This is a genomic window from Myxococcus sp. CA040A (assembly GCF_013336725.1).
Taxonomy (GTDB): domain Bacteria; phylum Myxococcota; class Myxococcia; order Myxococcales; family Myxococcaceae; genus Myxococcus; species Myxococcus llanfairpwllgwyngyllgogerychwyrndrobwllllantysiliogogogochensis.
Genome location: NZ_JABUMR010000002.1, coordinates 109,564 through 128,648, shown reverse-complemented (window position 1 = coordinate 128,648; position 19,085 = coordinate 109,564). Strand labels below are relative to the sequence as shown.

Sequence of the window (19,085 nt, the reverse complement as noted above, 5' to 3'; positions counted from 1 at the left end):
TCCACTCCCCGCGAACGGGGAGGAACGGATATCGGGGCTGTCGGGGGAGGGAACGGCGCCGTGTGCCATCCGTGGATGGCACGCACCACCGCCTGATAGCGGAGCCTCGCGGAAGTTTCAAATTCCGGCGGCCCTCCGCGAAGGAGTCCTTCGGTTGGGGCTCAGGGATTCACGAGTCCAAAGGTCCCCGTGCCCACGGCCCAGTCCGAGGCGCTATTGCTGTCTACGGAAGTGACACGGCCCAGGGTGATCTGCTTCCCCGTCGACACGAAGGCCGACGACCAGCTGACGGAGACGCTCCAGGCGGTGGGGAGCGTGGAGTACGTGCAGGGGACACCGCCACAGTTCGTGGGTGACCACTGGCCCTGACCCTGGAGCGTTTGGAGTTCGCCCAGGAAACCGGCGCTGGTGTTGCTTTGAACCGTGACGGCGAGGCCATCCTGGACGGCCCCCTGGGCGTCCCGCACACGCAGCACCCGGTTGCCCGTGGGGAGGCTGACGGTGGCGCCGCTGTGGAAGTCCCACGCGGAGTCATGGTTCGCGGGAAACGCCGCCTGCGGAAACTCCGTGCGCCCGAGCGTCTCTGATTGCGGCCCCGCATCCTCCTGCACGAGGTCTGGATTGAGGTGCATGACGATGACGTCGCCGGCCTGCACTTCCACCTCGGGGAACGTCGCCAGCGGCGCGGGGCCCCCGTCCAGCAACAGCGTCATGCCCCCCACCGAGCCGGACTGCAGCACGCGCAGCTCCACGAGGTCGCGGCCGCCCGTCATGTTGGGCGCGACTTCGGTGATGCGCAGGCGCGCGGAGATCGAGAAGCCTTGGAAGAAACCGCTGTTTGTCGGCGCCTGCACGCCGACGCCCCTCCTGTCCCTCAGCGTCGAGGCGACCTTGAGGTCATAGCCTTGGCGGGGAGTCTGCGGCGCCGTGGTGAGGACCACCTCCGTGGGCGACTGGAGCGTCGCGCCCGTGACGGCGAGCGCGGAGAGGGCTGTGATGGAGAACTGGGCACCGCTCCCCAGGAGACTGCTCGCATCCAGGCGCCGGTCGAACCGCACCAGGACACTCGTCGCGCTCAGGGCCTTCGTCTCGATGACAGCCGGGGACGGGCACGTCTGCGAGGTGAGTTGCTCGGGGACCCAGAGGGAGGGCTGCGTCGACGCCGAGGCGGACACGTAGTGCCACAGGGGTGAAGTGAGAGAGACCGTGCAACCAGGAGTCAGCTCCACCGTGTCGTTCACCGTCGCCACCATGCGCAGACGGAACTGGGCCGCGCTGGAGGAGCCCACGGGGATGGCCGACGTCGTCAAGGGCGCCTGGATATGGCCCGTGCCGGAGGGAGTGAAGGCGCCGTTGATGACGCCTTGCAGCGAGATGAGCTCGGAGTCGAACATGTCCCGCACGAGGGGCAGATCGACGGAACTCACCTCCTGGGCCAGCGTCGCCACGGGGAAGTTCTTGGCGAGCACGGCGTAGCTGCTGGTGTCGATGCTCGCGCGGCGCAGGCCGTTCACGGTGCGCAGGTGATTCACCCGGACACTCACCCAGTCACCCGCCACTGGAGGCGGGACGAGTCCGGCGGGGTTCACCGACACGAAGATGGCCGGCCCCTCCTGCTTCGCCTGGAGGAAGATGCCCGGGCCATCACTCGTGGGGTCGCCCACGCCCGGCTTGACGAAGGTGACGATGGCTCCATTGATGGGCAGCATGGGCTGGGCGCCGTCCGCCGCGCCACGCAGCCAATCAATCTGCGACGAGGCGTTGTTGGCCACATCGGGCAACGTGTAGATCTCCTGCCGCCCCGGTTCCTCGTTCCCGACGTTGTCCACCGACTTGAAGTTCACGGTGGTGTTCCGCCCGAGGACGATGGGCGCGGTGTACAGCGGCGAGCTGCTCGAGACCGCCGTGCCGTCCAGGGTGTAGCGCGTCTCACGGCAGCCCGCGGGCGCATCCGTGCACGTGAGCCGCACGGTGACGGGGCCGTTGAACGTGCCTCCGGGAGGCTCGGCCTGCGTGAGCGGGGCCGTCACGTCGAAGGTGTAGACCTGGAGGCGGGACGCTTCCAGGGTGCCCACCGAATCCCTCGACACGAAGCGAAGGCGCGTGGTGGAGGACAGCGAGATGGGGCCGGTATACGGAGTTCCCGTCGTCGGCGTCGGCTCGCTGTCGTCCAGCGTGTACCAGGTCCCCGCACAGGCGAGGCCCGCGCCGTCGGTGCACACGAGCGTCACCGTCTGCGTGGTCCGGAAGAGGCCGCCCTCGGGCTGAGCCACGGTGGTCGGGGCCAGCATGATGGAATAGGTCTCCGTCACCGTGGCACCGAGGTTTCCGGCACCGTCCACCGCGAGGAAGCGCAGCGTCGTCGACGACGAGAGCGCCTGGGGCTGCGCGTAGCGCGCGGAGGCGGTCGTGGGAGAGGTGCCATCCGTCGTGAAGTGCAGCGCGGAGCAGCCGGCGCCCCCGGTGTCCTCGCAGCTCAGCGTCACGGACTGCGCCGAGGAGTAGGTGCCACCCCGAGGCGTCGCGGACGCGGTGGGCGGCACGGTATCGATGACGTACGCCTCCGAGACCGTGGCTCCGAGGTTTCCAGCGCCGTCCACGGCGAGGAAGCGCAGCGTCGTCGACGACGAGAGCGCCAGGGGCTGCACGTAGCGCGCGGAGGCGGTCGTGGGAGAGGAACCATCCGTCGTGAAGTGCAGCGCGGAGCAGCCGGAGCCCCCGGTGTCCTCGCAGCTCAGCGTCACGGACTGCGCCGAGGAGTAGGTGCCACCCCGAGGCGTCGCGGACGCGGTGGGCGGCACGGTATCGATGACGTACGCCTCCGAGACCACGGGGCCAAGGTTCCCAGCACTGTCCACGGCGAGGAAGCGCAGCGTCGTCGACGACGAGAGCGCCAGGGGTTGCCCATAGCGCGCGGAGGCGGTCGTGGGAGAGGTTCCATCCGTCGTGAAGTGCAGCGCGGAGCAGCCGGAGCCCCCCGTGTCGTCACAGCTCAGTGTCACGGACCGCGCCGAGGAGTAGGAGCCACCCCGAGGCGTCGCGGACGCGGTGGGCGGCACGGTATCGATGACGTACGCCTCCGAGACCACGGGGCCAAGGTTCCCAGCACTGTCCACCGCGAGGAAGCGCAGCGTCGTCGACGACGAGAGCGCCAGGGGTTGCCCATAGCGCGCGGAGACGGTCGTGGGAGAGGTGCCATCCGTCGTGAAGTGCAGCGCAACGCAGCCGGCGCTCCCGGTGTCCTCGCAGCTCAGCGTCACGGACTGCGCCGAGGAGTAGGTGCCACCCCGAGGCGTCGCGGACGCGGTGGGCGGCGCGGTATCGATGACATACGTCTCGATGACCAGGTCCCCGCGGTTCCCCTCCGTGTCCATGGAGAAGAAGCGCACCGTGGTGGTGGTGGTGAGTTGGAGCGGGCCTGCGTACACGGGCGAATCCAGCGTCGGCGCCGTGCCATCCAACGTGTAGCGGGTGCTGGCACAGCCGGAACCGCCCGAGTCATCACACGTGAGCACCACCTGCATCGGACCGGCGAACGGCCCACCCCGAGGGGTGGCGGCGGAGGCAGGCCCGCCCTTGTCGAACGAGTAGAGCTCCGTGCCCTCCCGCGACGCGTTGCCTGCGCGGTCCATGGCGATGAAGCGCAGCCGCGCGCCGGCAATCAACGTGAGCGGGACCGAGTAGAGGGGAGACGTCTCCGAAGGGACAGCGCCGTCCAGCGTGTAGTGGATGCGAGAGCAGCCGGAGCCCGTGCCGTCATCACACGTCAGCGTCACGATGAGCGGAGCATCGTGGGTACCCGAACCCGGAGACGCGGAGACCACCGGAGGGTCCACGTCCACCACGAACTCCGCCGAGCGCGCGCTCTCGCTGTTGCCCGCCCGGTCCACGGAGAAGAAGCGCAGCGTGGCGCTGGCCTCCACCATGACGAAGTCCGAGTAGCGGATGGACCGCGTCGTCGGAGCACTGCCATCCAACGTGTAGTACGTGGCCTCGCAGCCGGAGCCCGTCCCGTCAGCACAGGTGAGCGTCACCGTGCGCGGGCTGTTGAAGAGTCCCCCCGCCGGAGAGGCCACGGTGGTGGGCGCGACGGTGTCCGTAGACCCGGGCGGCATCGGCCCGGGGCCCGACCCCGCGTCGCCACATGCACTCGTGAGAACCCCCAGGCAGAGCAATGCCGACAAGGGGCGGATGAGGAACAACACAGTCCGAGACATCAAATATCCATGGCATGCGCGTCCACGCCCCGCTGAGCGGGGGGAACGGATAACGGGGCTGTCGGAGGGGGCGACGGCGACGTGCGACGCCTGAGAGTGACACACCCAGCCGACACATGGCTGAGCCCCGGGAAATATTCAAACCGAGGACGGCCTCCGTGAGCGTCCGTTCCTGGGACTCAAGGACTCGCGACGCCGAGGATTCTGATGTCAGCCGCCTCGTCGTCGGCCGAGTCAATGTCCCCGGAGGAGACTCGCCCCGGGGAAGAGCAGCTCCTCCCCAGCACCCTCCAGGGGCGCGGGAGCCAGGGCCCGGGAGCAGACCTGCGAATTCAATGCGTCGAGGCTCAGCGACCGGTGTTTCGCCGCAGGAAGAAGACGCCCAGGCCCAGGCCCGCGGCCCACTTCGCGGCGGCGGCCAACGGCGTCTGCTGGAGCTTCGGGGGCGCGTCGCTGGCGAGGCCCTGGCCCGTCGCCGGGTCCACCGCCGGACGGAAGTCCCGAGCGCCAGGGATGTCCGCCCCGCCCTGCTCCAGCTCCGACTTGGTCGCCAGCACGGCCTTGCCCTGCCCCGGCACGTGCTGTCCCGGCGCCTTCCCCTCCGGCGAGCGCTGCTCGAGGATGGAGTTGATCTCCGCGCCCAGCAGCACCACCTGCGAGGACAGCCACATCCACAGCAGGAGCACGATGACGCCACCGATGGCGCCGTAGTTCACGTCGTACTTGCCGAAGTTGGCCACGTACTTGGAGAAGGCCCACGACGCCGCCACCCAGATGAGCACGCCCACCACGGAGCCCGGGGTGATGAAGCGGAACTTCTGTTTCGCGTTGGGCAGGACGTAATAGAGCACCGCCCACAGGAACATCATCAGCAGGCCCGCCACGGGCAGCCGCAGCCACAGCGCCACCGTGGACGCGGGGTCCGGCAGCTTGCTGGCCAGCGCGGGCGTCGCCACGGCCGCCAGCGCCGCGAAGATGGCCACCGCCGCCGCCACCAGCGTCGTCGTCACCGCGATGAGCCGAAGCTTCCAGACCGGCCGCGTTTCCTCGACGCCGTAGGCCGTGTTCAGTGCGTCCATCAACGCGACGATGCCCCCGGAGGCCGCCCAGATGGCGCCCACACCACCCACCGTCAAGAGCCCCACCGGGTTGCTGTCCGCCAGCGACTGGATGCGCTGCCCCAGGATGGTCGTCACCTCCTTGGGCGCCACCTTCCCCAATTCCTGGATGAGCACCTGGGCCTGGTTGGGGTCGATGATGACGCCCGCCAGCGACACGAGGAACAGGAGGAAGGGGAACAGCGCCAGGATGGCGCGGAACGTCAAGGCCCCCGCGACGTCGCTGACATCGTCGCGTTTCCACTCGTCCTTCAGGATCTTGAAGAACTCCCACCACCCCATGCCCTTGCCTGGCAAGACCATCTCGCCCCCTCATCCATGTAAGTCCTGGGGAAGATGGCCATACGGACCCTCGGTGGCGCCCCTGCCCCAATGGGCAGCCTCCCTGGCCGCTCCACCCTCGGGGGGCCGTCTTCCTGAAAAACATTTCATCCGGTAAAAAACACCCGGCGCCCGTTTTCCGCCCTACCCGGGCAGACGGGACCTCACCGCCTCAGCCCGCCCCGAGGACGCAATGTTCGTCGCCTCTCTCCTGAGTGTCAGCCTGGCGCTGGTCGCCAGCGCGACACCCGGCGCTTCACCGGAAGCCCGCGCCGAGGCCCCGGCCCACACCCTCTGGCTCATCCAGCCCATGTATCCAGGGCAGGACGCCCTGGTGAAGCGGACCGAGGAAGGCATCACCGGCCTGCTGCCGGGGGACGTGAAGCCTCGACAGGTCGTCGGCGTGGGGGCGCTGGCCTCGCACCTCCAGGGCCGGGAAGGAGACCTGGGCTGTCTGGCCGGCGGCGCCCGGTGTCGGGAGCCCCTGGGGACCTATCTGGCGTCGCTCGGCCTGGAGCGCGTGGTGCTGGTGCGGGTGGGCCAGGACGACGCCGGTTACCGCTTCCGCGCCGTCAGCGTGCGCTCGGAGAGCGGCGCGCGCGCGGAGGCGGAGACGAGCAACCCCGCCTTCGAGAAGGCCCTGGCCGGTGTGCTGGTGAAGTTCCTGTCCCTCAACGCGCTGGTGGAAGCGGTGTCGGTGCCCGCGGGCGCCACGGTGTTCATCGACGGCGTGAAGATGGGCGTCACGCCCTACGCCACGGAGGTGCTGCCCGGCGAGCACACGTTCCGCTTCGAGCTGGCCTCGCACCTGCCCAGGGAAGAGACGCGCGTGGTGGGCTCGCGCGAGCAGGTGAAGCTGCGGCCGGCCCTGGAGAAGGTGCCCGCGCGGCTGGTGGTGAAGGTCCTGCCGGAGGGCACGGAGATCTCCGTGGACGGCGCCGTGGTGGGCAAGGACGCGGTGGACCAGGGCATCCAACCCGGCTCACGCACCCTGCGACTGGCGCGCGAGGGCTACGAGCCGCAGGAAGTCCAGGCGGAGATTGCCCCGGGCGCGACGTACACGCTGGAGCGGGAGCTGAAGCCCACGTCGATGCAGGCCTTCAAGCTGGCCATGAAGCGGCGGCAGGAGGCCACCATGGCGCGGCAGAGCTACCTGGAGGCGGCCTACGAGTTCACCAGCCTCACGTCCGACACACTGACCGCGCAGCCGGTGAAGACGGAGGGCGGGCTGAGCGACGTGCGCGGCAACGGCGTGCGCGCGCCGGGCTCGCGGCGGCTGCGAGGGCTGGGCCTGGAGTACGGACGCTACGGCCAGTACTTCGGCGTCATGCTGGTGGGCGCCACCTGGTACTCCACCGGCGACGTCTGGACGATGGGCGTCAACGTCCCGCAGGACGTGCAGAACCCGAACGTGGCCGGGCTCACGCAGGTCGACACCAAGGTCCAGATGGTGTCGCTGCGAGCACTGCAACCGCAACTGAGATACGTTTTGGGCCCGGTGTCCTTCGCCATCCAGGCGGGTCTCGATTTGCGCGGCGCGCTCGCGAAGGAGGAGGACGACGGCTCCGGCAACTCGCCCCGCTTCGAGGACGGCCTCTACGCGCTGGACCTGCACGCGTCCGGACAGGCCTCCGCGCGAGTCTTCGTCTACGAGGGGCTGTACGCCTCCGTGGCGTACCAGCGGGGCTTCTCGCTGCTGGGGAAGATCGCCGGGACGAGCAACTTCCGTGGAGGGGTGGGCTATGCGTTCTGAGTCGCGTCGACTGCTGCTGACGTGCGCGCTTTTGGTGTGGGGCACGGCCAGCGCCGCGCCGCTCGTGGGCCCCTCGGTGGGCAACGCCGACGCGCTCGTCGCCGAGGGCACGAAGCTCTACAACAAGCGCAAGTACGCGGAGGCCTCGCGCGTGTTCCTCCAGGCCACGCGCGCCAATCCCTCGCTGCTGCCCGCCTACCTGGGCCTGGGCCGCGCGCGCATGGGGGCCAAGGAGACGGCGGGCGCGTGCGCCGCGTATCGCGCCTGGCTCAAGAGCGCCCCGGACATCCAGGAGCGTCCCAAGGCGAAGGGCGAGCTGGAGCTGTGCGAGCGCCAGCTCAAGGCCGCGCGCAAGAAGAAGAAGAAGGGCCCGGTGCCGGCGGACATGACCGCGCGGCACGTGGAGCTGAAGGCCGACTTCTTCGAGGCGCTGGAGGCCGGCACGCTCGCGGGCCCGGCGGGCGCGGGCGAGCAACTGCGCACCCTGGTGACCGCGGACTACCTGGGCGTGGACCTGGCGGAGATGGGCACGCGCCTGAGCACCGCGAGCCGAGCCTCCGCGGAGGACGTGCACCAGCGCGCGCTGAAGGGCGAGGCGCTGACGACGGAGCAACTGCGCACCGGCCGGGAGCTGCTGGACTGGGCGAAGGACTCGGGAGAAGCCGCGCCCCAGGCGCCCGCGCAGGGCCTGTTCCTGGAGGGACTGGTTGCGCTCCAGGGCAATGACTCCAAGAGCGCCGAGGGGCTGTTCGCGAAGGCGGCCTCGGCGGCGCCGGGCGTGACGGAGTACCGGGTGTGGCGCGCGGCGGCGCTCCAGCGCGCGGGGGACCTGAGAGGTGCCCTGGCGGTGATGGAGGCGGAGCTGCCGGAGGACCCCCGCACGGACCTGCTCCGCGCGGCGGTGGCGCAGCGCACGTCGAAGGAGGACGGCGCGCGCGAGCTGGAGCGCCTGCTCTTCCAGCGCTACGCCGCGCCCCCGTCACGCTGACGTCGCACCCACCTCGCGGTCAGGAAGGACTTGGATGGCCCTCTTCATCTGTCAGCGGTGCGAGACGGAGCACGACACCTGGGGCGGCGCCTGCCCGAGCTGTGGAAGCACCGAGCAGCTGAAGGTCGCGCCGCAGGTGGACCGGATGCTGGGCCGCACGGTGGCGGGCCGCTACCGCGTGCTCAAGCGGTTGGGCCAGGGCGGCATGGGCTCCGTGTACCTGGCGGAGCAGGTGGGCATTGGCCAGCAGGTCGCGATGAAGTTCCTCAACAGCGGCCTGTCGTTGGACCCGGACGTCGCGCGGCGCTTCCTCAACGAGGCGAAGAGCTACGCCCGCGTGGGGCACCCCAACGCGGTGACGTTGCACGACTTCGGCCAGGACGAGGAGGGCAGCCTCTACATCTCCATGGAGTACGTGGAGGGTGATGACCTCAAGCGCCTGCTCGCGAACGTGGGCCGGCTGAGCCTCCATGAAGCCGGGGACATCATCCTCCAGGTCGCGGACGTGCTGGCGTACGCGCACGCGCGCGGCGTGGTGCACCGGGACCTCAAGCCGGAGAACGTGATGGTCCGGCAGGGCATGCGCGGCTGGCACGTCAAGGTGCTGGACTTCGGCATCGCCCGCATCGCCGACGGGGCCACGCGTCTCACGGCGCAGGGCGCGGTGGCCGGCACACCCCGGTACATGTCCCCCGAGCAGGCCATGGGCCAGGACGTGGACGCGCGCGCGGACATCTACGCGGTGGGCGTGGTGCTCTTCGAGTTGCTCACCGGCGTGCAGCCGTTCGACGGCACGAGCGTCGCGGACATCATGCAGAAGCAGGTGCACCAGCCCATTCCCCGGCTGGTGGACGTGGTGCCGGACCTGGACATGCCCGCGCTCGACGCGGTCATCCAGAAGGCCACCGCGAAGAAGCGCGTGGAGCGCTACATGACGATGGAGGCGTTCGCCGCGGACCTGAGCAACGCGCTGCCCACCCTGTCCGGTCGGCCCGCCATCAGCGGCGTCAGCCCCGTGGTGAAGCCAGGCGCGGCCGAGGAGTCCTCGCCGGGCACCATGCTCTACGGCGACGGCACCGAGGACACGATGTTGCGCGGCGCCGCCGTGTCGACGCCGCCCCCCATCGACCCGGGCCTCTACAACACGGGCCGCGTGGCGCCCATCCAGCTCACGCAGCCCGCGCCAGGAATGCCCGAGCTTCCGCAACTCACGGCGCGCGACGGGTTCGACAAGACGGCGCACGCGGCCTCTCCCTACGCGCCGCCACCGAGCGGTCGCCCCGGCTGGGTGCTGGCCCTGAGCGTCGCGGGCGCGCTGCTCGCCGGTGGCTTCGGCGTGATTGCCCTGCGGGGCCCGCCTCCGGGTGACGGCCAGGGACCTCCGGGCCCCCACGGGATGGGAGACCTGGGGCACCCGCCTCCCCATCCTCCGCCTCCGCGTCCCCCGCCCCCTCGAGGCCCACCACCCGCCGAGGAAGGCCCCCCGCCCCACGAGCCCAGCGCGGAGCATGCCCCGCCCCCCACCGAGGGTGTCGCGGCGGGAGCGGGCGATTCGGCCCTGGAGCGTCAGAAGGAGCGCGCGCTGGATCGACTCATCGATATCGGCGACGACTTCACGAACGGGGAGCTGGCCAAGGCCTCGGAGAAGTTCGCGCTGGCCAAGAGCATGGGCCTGGACTCCGTCGAGCCGAAGCTCGCGGAGCTGGGAGGCAAGATTGAAGACGTGACGAAGCGGCTGTCACGGGCCCGCGCGCGCGAGGAACAGGGCAACTGCGAGGAGGCCATCAAGCTCTACGGGGCCGTGTCACGGGACTATCCGCGGCTCGCCGATGCACAGCGTGGCATGGCGCGGTGCCGCCAGATGCTGCCACCGGACGTCTCCGAGTAGCGGAAGGCGTCCCACCCAAGTCCGCTCACGCAAAGGCGTGGCCCGCGAGGGAGCCACGCATCGGAGCGGACCGGGGAGCGCCAGGTCAGCGCGCGGAGCAACGACTACTCAAGGCTACAGCCGGGGATGCAGTGACGCACGTTGATGAGCGTCCTCGTCCCCGAGATGTTCGACTGACAGGCCGCGTACTGCGTCGCCGGCTGACCGGGCAGACGCGTCGACCCGCACTTCAGGACGCAGGCCTGCACGTTCTCCACCCAGTAGATGAGCGTGTCGCCGCTCGCGCAGGACGGCGGGTAGCCGATGCCCTGCTCCACGCTGCTCACGGGGGCCTGCGTCTCGGGGGCGTCCGCCGTCGGCTCGCCTCCTCCGCAAGCCAGGAGGGACAGGGAGAAGCAGGCGGTCAGCGCGGCGAGGATTCGGGGGGCGTTCATGGGGGACTCCTGAGCCAGAGATGGAACTCCAGCATCATGCATAAGCCCTGACTTCCGATGAAGTCCCTCCCACGCCCGAAATCTGCTGTCACAAATCTCCGCTGCATCAAGGCGCCCCCGAACGCCAGGGCGCCTCACCCGCCCGTGGTGGGCGCGGGTCTCGCGTCGTCGGACAGCCGGGCGTGGACCTGGGAGAGCAGTTCGTAGGAGCGCAGTCGCGCGGTGTGGTCGAAGATCTGCGCGGTGACCATGAGTTCGTCGGGCTGGGTTTCGGCGATGAAGGAGCGCAGTCCCTCTCCCACCTGCTCGGGGTCGCCGACGATGGAGCACGCGAGCATGGACTCGACCTCCGCCAGCTCATACTCGGTGATGCGCCCGTCCATGGTTTCCACGGGGGCTGGAAGCAGTCCCGGCCGGCCGCGCCGCAGGTTGACGAAGGCTTGCAGCAGCGACGTGAAGAGGCGCTGGGCCTGGGCCTCGGTGTCGGCGGCGAAGACGTTGATGCCGAGCATGGCGTAGGGCTTCTGGAGGACCTCGGACGGGCGGAACTGGCTGCGATACAGGCGCAGGGCGGTCATCATCTGCTGCGGCGCGAAGTGCGAGGCGAACGCGAAGGGCAGGCCCATTGCGGCGGCGAGCTGCGCGCTGAAGAGGCTGGAGCCCAACAGCCACAGCGGCACCTTGAGGCCCATGCCCGGCACGGCGCGCACGGCCTGATGGGGCTCCGGCTCCTGGAAGTAGGCCTGCAGTTCGGCGACGTCCTGGGGAAACGCGTCGGAGGAGTCCACGCGGCTGCGCCGCAGGGCGGAGGCGGTGCGCTGGTCCGTTCCGGGAGCGCGGCCCAGGCCCAGGTCGATGCGACCGGGATACAGCGTCTCCAGCGTGCCGAACTGCTCGGCGATGACGAGCGGCGAGTGGTTGGGGAGCATGATGCCGCCCGCGCCCACGCGGATGGTGGAGGTGCCCTGCGCGACATGGCCGATGACGACGGCGGTGGCCGCGCTGGCGATGCCCGTCATGTTGTGGTGCTCGGCCAGCCAGAAGCGCTGATAGCCCCAGCGCTCCACATGGCGAGCCAGGTCCAGCGTGCAGCGCAGGGCGTCACCGGCGTCACTGCCCTGGCGGATGGGGGAGAGGTCGAGAACGGAGAAGGGAATCATCGAGGGACCCCAGGGCATGCACGCGGAACGGAGGACGGGCCCGTCCCGTCCCGGGCGGCACCACCCCCGGCGTCCCAGCGTTAACCGTGGGCCCCCGGGAGCGCACGGGAAACGCGGGAGGGCTCGGACGCTCCCTCGTCACCGGGCCGTGAAGCGGTGTGGCGCGAGGCCCGGTAGACTCCCGGCGCCATGCGCGAGGTCAGCCAGCGGGAAATGGTGGAGCAGCTCCGGTCCCTGGGCGTCCACACGGGAGGCGTGCTCCTGGTCCACACGTCCTTCAAGGCGGTGCGGCCCGTCGAGGGAGGCCCTCTTGGGTTGATTGGCGCCCTGCGCGCGGCGCTCGGGCGTGACGGCACCCTGGTCATGCCCACGATGACCGATGGCGAGACGGTGTTCGACCCCGCGTCCACGCCGACGACGGACATGGGCATCACCGCGGAGCTGTTCTGGCGACAGCCCGGAGTCTCACGAAGCACGCACCCGGGAGGCTCGTTCGCCGCCGAGGGCCCGGATGCGGCGGTCATCTGTCGGCCGCAACCGCTCTCCCCTCCGCACGGCCCCGACAGCCCCGTGGGCCGGGTTCACGACCTGGACGGACAGGTCCTCCTGCTCGGGGTGACGCAGGGGGAGAACACGACGCTGCATCTGGCGGAGTCCCTCGCGAAGGTGCCCTACTCCGTCTCCCATCCCTGTGTCGTCGAGGTCGATGGCGTGGCGCGCACGGTGATGATCGCCGAGACGGACCACTGCTGTCGGAACTTCCGGCTCGCCGACGACTGGCTTCGGGCCCGGGGCCTCCAGCGCGAGGGGAACGTCGGAAACGCCGACGCACGGCTGTTTGACGCGCGCTCGCTCGTGGACCTCGCGATGGCCCACCTCTCCTCGGCGCCGCTCACCTTCCTCTGTCCTCAGGACGCCGGCTGCGAGGAATGCGACGTCGCCCGCACGAGCGTCACCGGCGTCGCGACCTGACCGCGCCGAGGAAGCGTCATCCGGCGAAAGGGTGGGTCCGACTCCGGGGCCGAACTGAGCACCGGAGATCAGCGCGGGTGTTGCCGGCGCGACGGGCCCGAGGGCGTGCGCGAAATGCACGTGCCTCGCATGCGCGGGTTGCCTCAATAGCAGCGCGCCTTGAAGCGCGTCAGCATTGGGGGATGGGATGAACAAGACTCACGGGCATGTCGGCTGGGTATTCCTCGCCGCGGCCATGGCCACATCGCAGGTGGCCTGCTCGAAAAGCAACAAGGACAACGGCGACCCGGTCAATCAGAACCAGACGAAGGACGGCCCGGTGGACCAGGGGCCCGACCTCCCCCGGCTGACGGGAGGAGACAAGACGCGGGGCGAGCAGGTGTTCCGCTTCGAGACCTTCGGCAACGAGGGCTTCTGGACGGACGCGGCGCGGCTGCCCACGGGCATCGTGGCCGCGAAGCTCACCCCCGTGCAGGCGCTTCAAGCGGGCCTGAGCGTCAACGTGGATGCGCTCGACGCGGCCACGAAGACCGCCGTGGCGAATGAGCTGGCCAGCCAAGGCACCAGCGGCCCCTTGCTCAATGACCCGGCCACCACCCTGCTGCTCATCAACGCCAACGCGGTGATTGGTGTCGTGGTCAAGGACACCAATGGCGACGGCAAGCGGGATGTCGCCAGCGGCGACAAGGTCGGCGTGAGCTGCGCGCTGTGCCATGCCATCACCGACGGCTCGGTGGTGAAGTCTCCGAACAACCTCGGAGGTGGCTCCATCGGCAAACAGGTGGACGGGCCCACCCCGCACAACCTCAACGTCGGTGGCATCTTCGCGATCGCCGCCAACACGCGCGCGCTCTACCCGCTGCTCCAGGTGAAGCTCGCCGCCAATGGGAACAAGTCCATTGGCCGGGCGCCGTCGGACCAGGGGCTCACGGAGACGTCCACGGAGGCGCAGGTCGACGCGCTCGTCGGCAACCCGGCCTTCTATCCGCTGGGCACGTTCGACGATGCCCCGGACGGCACGGGAGCGCAGCAGCACATCGCGGCCTTCTTCCGGACGGACCTGGCGGCGCCGTGGGGGACTCCCGGCGACATCGCTCGGCTCGAGAACTTCAACAACCTCGTCTACACCGTGCTGCTGGACCCGACGAGCCTGGTGACGCCGGATGGCCGCGCGTTCCTCCGGGCCCTGGGCGGCGTGGCCGCGGGCAACGAGCTGGCGGACGACTACCTCACCATCCTCAAGGACACCCAGGTCAAGGGGAAGGGAGGCGTGGTGGGCGAGGGCTTCCCGTACATCACCGCGACGCAGGTCTCTGACAAGGCGGGAACGGAAGAGGCGCCCGTGGGCCTGCGCGTGAACGAGGACGCGCTGCGGGACTTGAATGCGTACACCGACAGCCTCGCCGCGCCCGCGCCGGGGACCTTTGACGCCACCCTGGCCGCGCGAGGCAAGGAGCAGTTCACCGCGCGCTGCACCAACTGCCACAACGTGGACCAGGGCAAGCGCGTCCCGTCTTTCATCGTGCCGATGAAGAGCATCTTCCCGGGCTACAACCCGACGGTGATTGCCCAGCGTCCGGAGGAAGCGGGCGTGCGCCCCATCGCCTTCGCGCCCATCCAGGACGACCCGGCCAGCATCTTCGACGACAAGACGGTGGTGGTGGAGGCCAGCCGGCGAGGAGAGCCGCGGGGCTCCGCCATGCCGCTCCTGCTCGACCTGGGGCGCAAGGACCGCTTCCTCCATGACAGCTCCGTGGTGGGGCTGTCGTCGCTGCTGGACCCGGCACGGGGAGACAAGGCGCCCCACGCCGTCTACGTCCCAGATGCGGCGCAGCGCGCGGAGTTGGTCGAGTTCCTGAAGAGCCTGTAGGCGCCAGGGAGCGGCCGGACGCCCCGCCACGTTTCTCCGACGGGGCCTCAGTCCTCTTCCATGTCCCGCTTCATCCTCGCCAGCAGGCTCACTGCCTCCATCGCATAGGGGGAGATCCACCGGTCGTGGATCTCCTTGAAGGGCGCGGCGTTGAGGTAGTTCCACCGCGTGCGGCCCTCCCGCACGGCGATGACCAGGCCCGCCCGCTCGAGCACTCCAAGGTGCTGCATCACCGTGCACCGGTCCAGGGACGCCGCGAAGTGCTCACACAGGTCGCCCGTGGTCCGGGGCGCGGCCTTCAACAGGTCCAACATCGCCCGCCGCCGCGCGTCCGCCAGCGCCTTGAAGATTTGGTCGTCCCTGGCTTCGCTCGACATGTTATAAATTTATAACATATCTTGAAGTGGAACCCCAACGGGAGAATCCTCATGGAGCCGAAGTTCCAGGTGCAGTTGAAGATCCAGAAGCCGGTGGCCGAGGTCTTCGACGGTGTCGTCAACCCCAAGAAGTTGAGCGGGTACTTCGTGCAGGCGGCCAGCGCGCCCCTGGTGGAAGGCACGACGGTGAAGTGGCGGTTCGCGGAGGCCCCCGGCGAGAACGACGTCATCGTCCGCACGGTGACCAGGGACGAGCGCATCGCCTTCGAGTGGGAAGCGGCAGGCGGTGGCTACAACACCCGCGTGGAGATGCTCTTCAAGCCCATCGATGAGCGGAGCACGTTGGTGCAGATCCGCGAGTCAGGCTGGAAGGAGGACGCCCGGGGAGTCGACGCGTCCTACGACAACTGTGGCGGCTGGATGCACATGATGACGTGTCTCAAGGCGTACCTCGAGTTCGGCATCAACCTGCGCGCGGGTGGCGCCTACTGAGGGAGCCCCCCGAGCTGCCCTCGCCCCGGGCTACAGCGAGGGCAGCACCGGCGCGTCCTTGAGTCGGGGCGCGCGCAAATCCTTGGGTGACAGCAACGGCTCGGGCACCGGCCAGGGGATGGCGAGGTCCGGGTCGTTCCAGGCGATGCAGCGCTCCGTCTCCGGCGCGTAGAGCGTGGTGCACTTGTAATGGAAGTCGGCGGCGGCGCTCGTCACGCAGAAGCCGTGGGCGAAGCCCGGCGGAATCCAGAGCTGGCGCCGGTTCTCCGCGGACAGCTCCACCGCCACCCACTGGCCGAACGTCGGCGAGCCGCGCCGGACGTCGACGGCGACGTCGTACACGCTGCCCGCGAACACCTGCACCAGCTTCCCCTGCCCTCGCGGCTCCTGGAAGTGCAGCCCACGCAGCGTGCCCCGCGCAGAGCGAGAGTAGTTGTCCTGGACGAAGGGCCCGGGGATGCCGACGTCCGCGTAGCGCTTCTCGTGGAACAGCTCCATGAAGAAGCCCCGGTCGTCACCGAAGACCTTCGGCTCCACCAGCAACAGCTCCGGAATCTCCAGCGGCGTCACCTTCATGACACCGCGCCCCGGTTCTCCGCGACGGACATCAGATATTGCCCGTACTCGTTCTTGAGCATCGGCTCCGCCAGCGTCACCAATTGCTTCGCGTCGATGTAGCCCATCCGGTACGCAATCTCCTCCGGGCACGACACCTTGAGGCCCTGGCGCCGCTCGATGATCTCGATGAAGTTGGACGCCTCCATCAGCGAGCTGTGCGTCCCCGTGTCCAGCCACGCGTACCCGCGCCCCATCAGCTCCACGTTCAGCTGACCGCGACGCAGGTACTCCGCGTTCACGTCGGTGATCTCCAGCTCGCCCCGCTTGCTCGGTTTGAGCGCGGCGGCGATGTCGAGCACCTGGTTGTCGTAGAAGTACAGCCCGGTGACGGCGTAGTTCGACTTCGGCTTGAGGGGCTTCTCTTCCAGGCTCACCGCGCGGTTGCTCGCGTCCAGCTCCACCACGCCGTAGCGCTCCGGGTCCTTCACGTAATAGCCGAACACGGTGGCGCCTGCCGCCCGCCGCGCCGCTCCGCGCACCAGGCTGCTCAGCCCGTGCCCGTAGAAGATGTTGTCGCCCAGGATGAGTGACACGGGGTCCTTGCCCACGAAGTCACGGCCGATGACGAACGCCTGCGCCAGGCCCTCCGGGCGGGGCTGCTCCGCGTACTCGAAGCGCATCCCCCACTGCGCGCCGTCCGACAGCAGCTCCCGGAAGCGCGGCAGGTCCTGCGGCGTGGAGATGATGAGCACGTCGCGGATGCCCGCCAGCATCAGCGTGCTGAGCGGGTAGTAGATCATCGGCTTGTCGTGCACCGGCAACAGCTGCTTGCTGACCACCCGGGTCAGTGGGTACAGCCGCGTGCCCGAGCCGCCGGCGAGGATGATGCCCTTCATGTCCACCTCTCGAAGTCAGTGCCCGCGCGCGGCCTTCCACGTCGCGTGGAAGCGCGCCAGCGATTCGGCCAGTTCCAGCGGTTTCGCCGCCAGCTCGCCACGGACCTTGTCCGTCTTGAGCCCGCCCTTCAGCGGACGGGGACTGGGCAGCTTCAGCTCCGCCATGCGCGTGGGGACGATGAGCTTCGCGTCGAACCCGAACACCTCGCACAGCGCCCGCCCGTAGGCCACGCGGTCCACGACGGTGCCGCCACAGGTATTCCACACGCCACCGAGCTTGCGCTCGCCCAGCTCCACCAGCATCGCCGCCACGTTGTCCGCCAGGCTGGGCGAGACGACCTGGTCCTCGAACAGCCGCGCGGGCTGTCCCTTCTCCAGGGTCATCACCAGCCACGCGCCAAAGTTGAGCCGCCCCTCCACCGGAGGCCAGCCATACACCACCGCCGTCCGGGCGATGGCGCAGCCGGGCGCGAGCACCCGAGCCGCCTGTTCGCCCATGTGCTTCGTCACCGCGTAGACGCCACGCGGGTTGGGGATGGAGGCTTCGTCGTAGGGGCCCGCGTCACCGTCGAAGACGTAGTCCGTGGACACGTGCACCAGGTGCGCCCCGGCCTTGCGTGCCCCACGAGCCACCGCCGCCGTCGCATTCACATTGCCCGCGTAGGCCGCCTCCGGGTCCTTCTCGCAGGCGTCCACTTCCGTCATGGAGGCGCAGTGGATGACCACTTCGGGCGCGGCGGCTTCCATCGCCGCGGCGACCTCCGCCTCGCGCGTCAGGTCCACCGACACGTAGCCGTACTCGCCGCCCGTGCGCCGGGGACCTCGGCCGAAGCCCACCACCGTGTGTCCCCGCTGCTCCAGCAGCACACAGGCGCGGCTTCCCACCAATCCGTTGGAGCCCGTGACGAGCACGCGCATGTCACGCCCTCCCTTGGAGACGACCGCGGTACTGCGTCTCGAAGTACTGCCGATACGCGCCGCTCATCACCCGCTCCCACCACGCGGGGTGGTCCACGTACCAGCGCACCGTCTCCGCCAGGCCCTGCTCGAAGGTGTGCGCGGGCGTCCAGCCCAGCTCCGCGCGAATCTTCGACGGGTCGATGGCATAGCGCCGGTCATGCCCCGGCCGGTCCTTCACGTACTGGATGAGCGACTCCGGCTTGCCCACCAGCCCGAGGATGGCCTTCACGATGTCGATGTTGCGCCGCTCCGCCCCGCCGCCGATGTTGTACACCTCGCCCGAGCGGCCCTGCTCCAGCGCGCGCAGCAACGCCTGGCAGTGGTCCTCCACGTGCAGCCAGTCGCGCACGTTCGCGCCGTCGCCATACACGGGCAGCGGCTTGTCGTGCAGCGCGTTGACCACCATGAGCGGAATCAACTTCTCCGGGAACTGGTAGCGCCCGTAGTTGTTCGAGCACCGCGTCACGACGACGTCCATCCCGAACGTGTGGTGGTACGCGAGCGCCACCAGGTCCGAGCTCGTCTTGCTGGCCGAGTACGGGCTGGAGGGCTGGAGCGGCGAGGACTCGGTGAAGGCGCCCGTGGGCCCCAGCGAACCGTAGACCTCGTCGGTGGAGACCATGAGGAAGCGCTTCACACCCCGCGCGCGGCAGGCCTCCAGCAACCGCTGGGTGCCCAGCACGTTGGTGGTGATGAACACCTCCGGCCCCAGGATGGAGCGGTCCACGTGGCTCTCCGCGGCCAGGTGCAGCACGGCGTCGATGGCGTGCGTGGAGAGCAGTTCCTCCATTTGCGCGCGGTCGCCGATGTCGCCTCGGACGAAGACATGGCGGGGGTCGCCCTCGAGGTCCGACAGATTCTCCAGGTTGCCCGCGTACGTGAGCAGGTCGAGGTTGACCACCGTCCACTCGGGTCGCTCGCGTCGCAGGTACCTCACGAGGTTGGAGCCGATGAAGCCACACCCTCCTGTCACCAATACGTTCATGTGCCGCGGGCCTCGAGTGCTCAGAGAGGGTGCCTGCGTATCGGAGGGGTCGTCGACGGTCAAGGCGCCAGGGGCCTCGGGCTTGTGTGCTCCCCC

General features: G+C 69.4%; 15 protein-coding genes. 6 read left to right on the top strand and 9 right to left on the bottom strand.

All coding sequences use genetic code 11. From position 1 onward, the window contains the following. Nucleotides 1-161: 161 nt before the first annotated feature. Both HUA75_RS07660 and HUA75_RS07655 read right to left on the bottom strand, forming a co-directional pair. A complete protein-coding gene (locus tag HUA75_RS07660) occupies nucleotides 162-4,115 on the bottom strand; it encodes a chitobiase/beta-hexosaminidase C-terminal domain-containing protein (protein WP_174485971.1) in 3,954 nt (1,317 codons plus the stop codon). A 449-nt stretch (nucleotides 4,116-4,564) separates the two neighbouring features. Further along, entirely contained in the window at nucleotides 4,565-5,638 is a 1,074-nt protein-coding gene (locus HUA75_RS07655) for a YihY/virulence factor BrkB family protein (RefSeq protein ID WP_174467253.1), read from the bottom strand. Between the two features lie 211 nt (nucleotides 5,639-5,849). Here HUA75_RS07655 and HUA75_RS07650 point away from each other — a divergent pair, with 211 nt between their 5' ends. From HUA75_RS07650 to HUA75_RS07640, 3 genes are read left to right on the top strand one after another with little or no spacing between them, the layout of a single operon-like run. After that, nucleotides 5,850-7,409 (top strand): PEGA domain-containing protein, encoded by a 1,560-nt coding sequence (locus HUA75_RS07650; RefSeq protein ID WP_141643732.1) that lies wholly within the window; start codon nucleotides 5,850-5,852, stop codon nucleotides 7,407-7,409. Next, nucleotides 7,399-8,397 carry a tetratricopeptide repeat protein gene (locus HUA75_RS07645; RefSeq protein WP_174485970.1) on the top strand — a complete coding sequence of 333 codons (999 nt, stop codon included), beginning with the start codon at nucleotides 7,399-7,401 and terminating at the stop codon, nucleotides 8,395-8,397. The genes HUA75_RS07650 and HUA75_RS07645 overlap by 11 nt, the downstream gene beginning before the upstream one ends. A 34-nt stretch (nucleotides 8,398-8,431) precedes the next feature. Next, nucleotides 8,432-10,285, top strand: a complete 1,854-nt coding sequence (locus tag HUA75_RS07640) for a serine/threonine-protein kinase (protein WP_174485969.1) — start codon at nucleotides 8,432-8,434, stop codon at nucleotides 10,283-10,285. 104 nt (nucleotides 10,286-10,389) lie between these two features. On the opposite strand, the gene HUA75_RS07635 is transcribed toward HUA75_RS07640, so the two are convergent. Both HUA75_RS07635 and HUA75_RS07630 read right to left on the bottom strand, forming a co-directional pair. Next, complete coding sequence (locus HUA75_RS07635; RefSeq protein WP_141646881.1) at nucleotides 10,390-10,719, bottom strand: hypothetical protein; 330 nt, start codon at nucleotides 10,717-10,719, stop codon at nucleotides 10,390-10,392. 134 nt (nucleotides 10,720-10,853) lie between these two features. Beyond that, a complete protein-coding gene (locus tag HUA75_RS07630) occupies nucleotides 10,854-11,879 on the bottom strand; it encodes an LLM class flavin-dependent oxidoreductase (RefSeq protein ID WP_141646891.1) in 1,026 nt (341 codons plus the stop codon). A gap of 189 nt (nucleotides 11,880-12,068) precedes the next feature. Between HUA75_RS07630 and HUA75_RS07625 the strand changes: the two genes are divergently transcribed. Together HUA75_RS07625 and HUA75_RS07620 are read left to right on the top strand one after the other, a co-directional pair. Next, the gene (locus HUA75_RS07625) at nucleotides 12,069-12,851 is read left to right on the top strand and encodes an AAC(3) family N-acetyltransferase (RefSeq protein WP_174485968.1); all 783 of its coding nucleotides are present in this window, start codon (nucleotides 12,069-12,071) and stop codon (nucleotides 12,849-12,851) included. A gap of 187 nt (nucleotides 12,852-13,038) precedes the next feature. Beyond that, on the top strand, nucleotides 13,039-14,721 hold the full coding sequence (locus HUA75_RS07620) for a hypothetical protein (protein WP_217445988.1): 1,683 nt from the start codon (nucleotides 13,039-13,041) through the stop codon (nucleotides 14,719-14,721). Between the two features lie 47 nt (nucleotides 14,722-14,768). On the opposite strand, the gene HUA75_RS07615 is transcribed toward HUA75_RS07620, so the two are convergent. Continuing rightward, nucleotides 14,769-15,098 (bottom strand): helix-turn-helix transcriptional regulator, encoded by a 330-nt coding sequence (locus tag HUA75_RS07615; RefSeq protein ID WP_141646883.1) that lies wholly within the window; start codon nucleotides 15,096-15,098, stop codon nucleotides 14,769-14,771. Between the two features lie 51 nt (nucleotides 15,099-15,149). Here HUA75_RS07615 and HUA75_RS07610 point away from each other — a divergent pair, with 51 nt between their 5' ends. Then, nucleotides 15,150-15,590 (top strand): SRPBCC domain-containing protein, encoded by a 441-nt coding sequence (locus HUA75_RS07610; RefSeq protein ID WP_174485967.1) that lies wholly within the window; start codon nucleotides 15,150-15,152, stop codon nucleotides 15,588-15,590. 30 nt (nucleotides 15,591-15,620) lie between these two features. On the opposite strand, the gene rfbC is transcribed toward HUA75_RS07610, so the two are convergent. From rfbC to rfbB, 4 genes are read right to left on the bottom strand one after another with little or no spacing between them, the layout of a single operon-like run. Further along, nucleotides 15,621-16,166: a dTDP-4-dehydrorhamnose 3,5-epimerase gene (gene rfbC, locus HUA75_RS07605; RefSeq protein ID WP_174485966.1), complete on the bottom strand. Its 546-nt coding sequence runs from the start codon at nucleotides 16,164-16,166 to the stop codon at nucleotides 15,621-15,623. After that, nucleotides 16,163-17,044 carry a glucose-1-phosphate thymidylyltransferase RfbA gene (gene rfbA, locus HUA75_RS07600; protein ID WP_141646886.1) on the bottom strand — a complete coding sequence of 294 codons (882 nt, stop codon included), beginning with the start codon at nucleotides 17,042-17,044 and terminating at the stop codon, nucleotides 16,163-16,165. The genes rfbC and rfbA overlap by 4 nt, the downstream gene beginning before the upstream one ends. 15 nt (nucleotides 17,045-17,059) lie before the next feature. Next, nucleotides 17,060-17,962 (bottom strand): SDR family oxidoreductase, encoded by a 903-nt coding sequence (locus tag HUA75_RS07595; RefSeq protein WP_141646887.1) that lies wholly within the window; start codon nucleotides 17,960-17,962, stop codon nucleotides 17,060-17,062. A 1-nt stretch (nucleotide 17,963) separates the two neighbouring features. Further along, a complete protein-coding gene (gene rfbB, locus HUA75_RS07590; protein WP_174485965.1) occupies nucleotides 17,964-18,989 on the bottom strand; it encodes a dTDP-glucose 4,6-dehydratase in 1,026 nt (341 codons plus the stop codon). Nucleotides 18,990-19,085 lie beyond the last annotated feature (96 nt).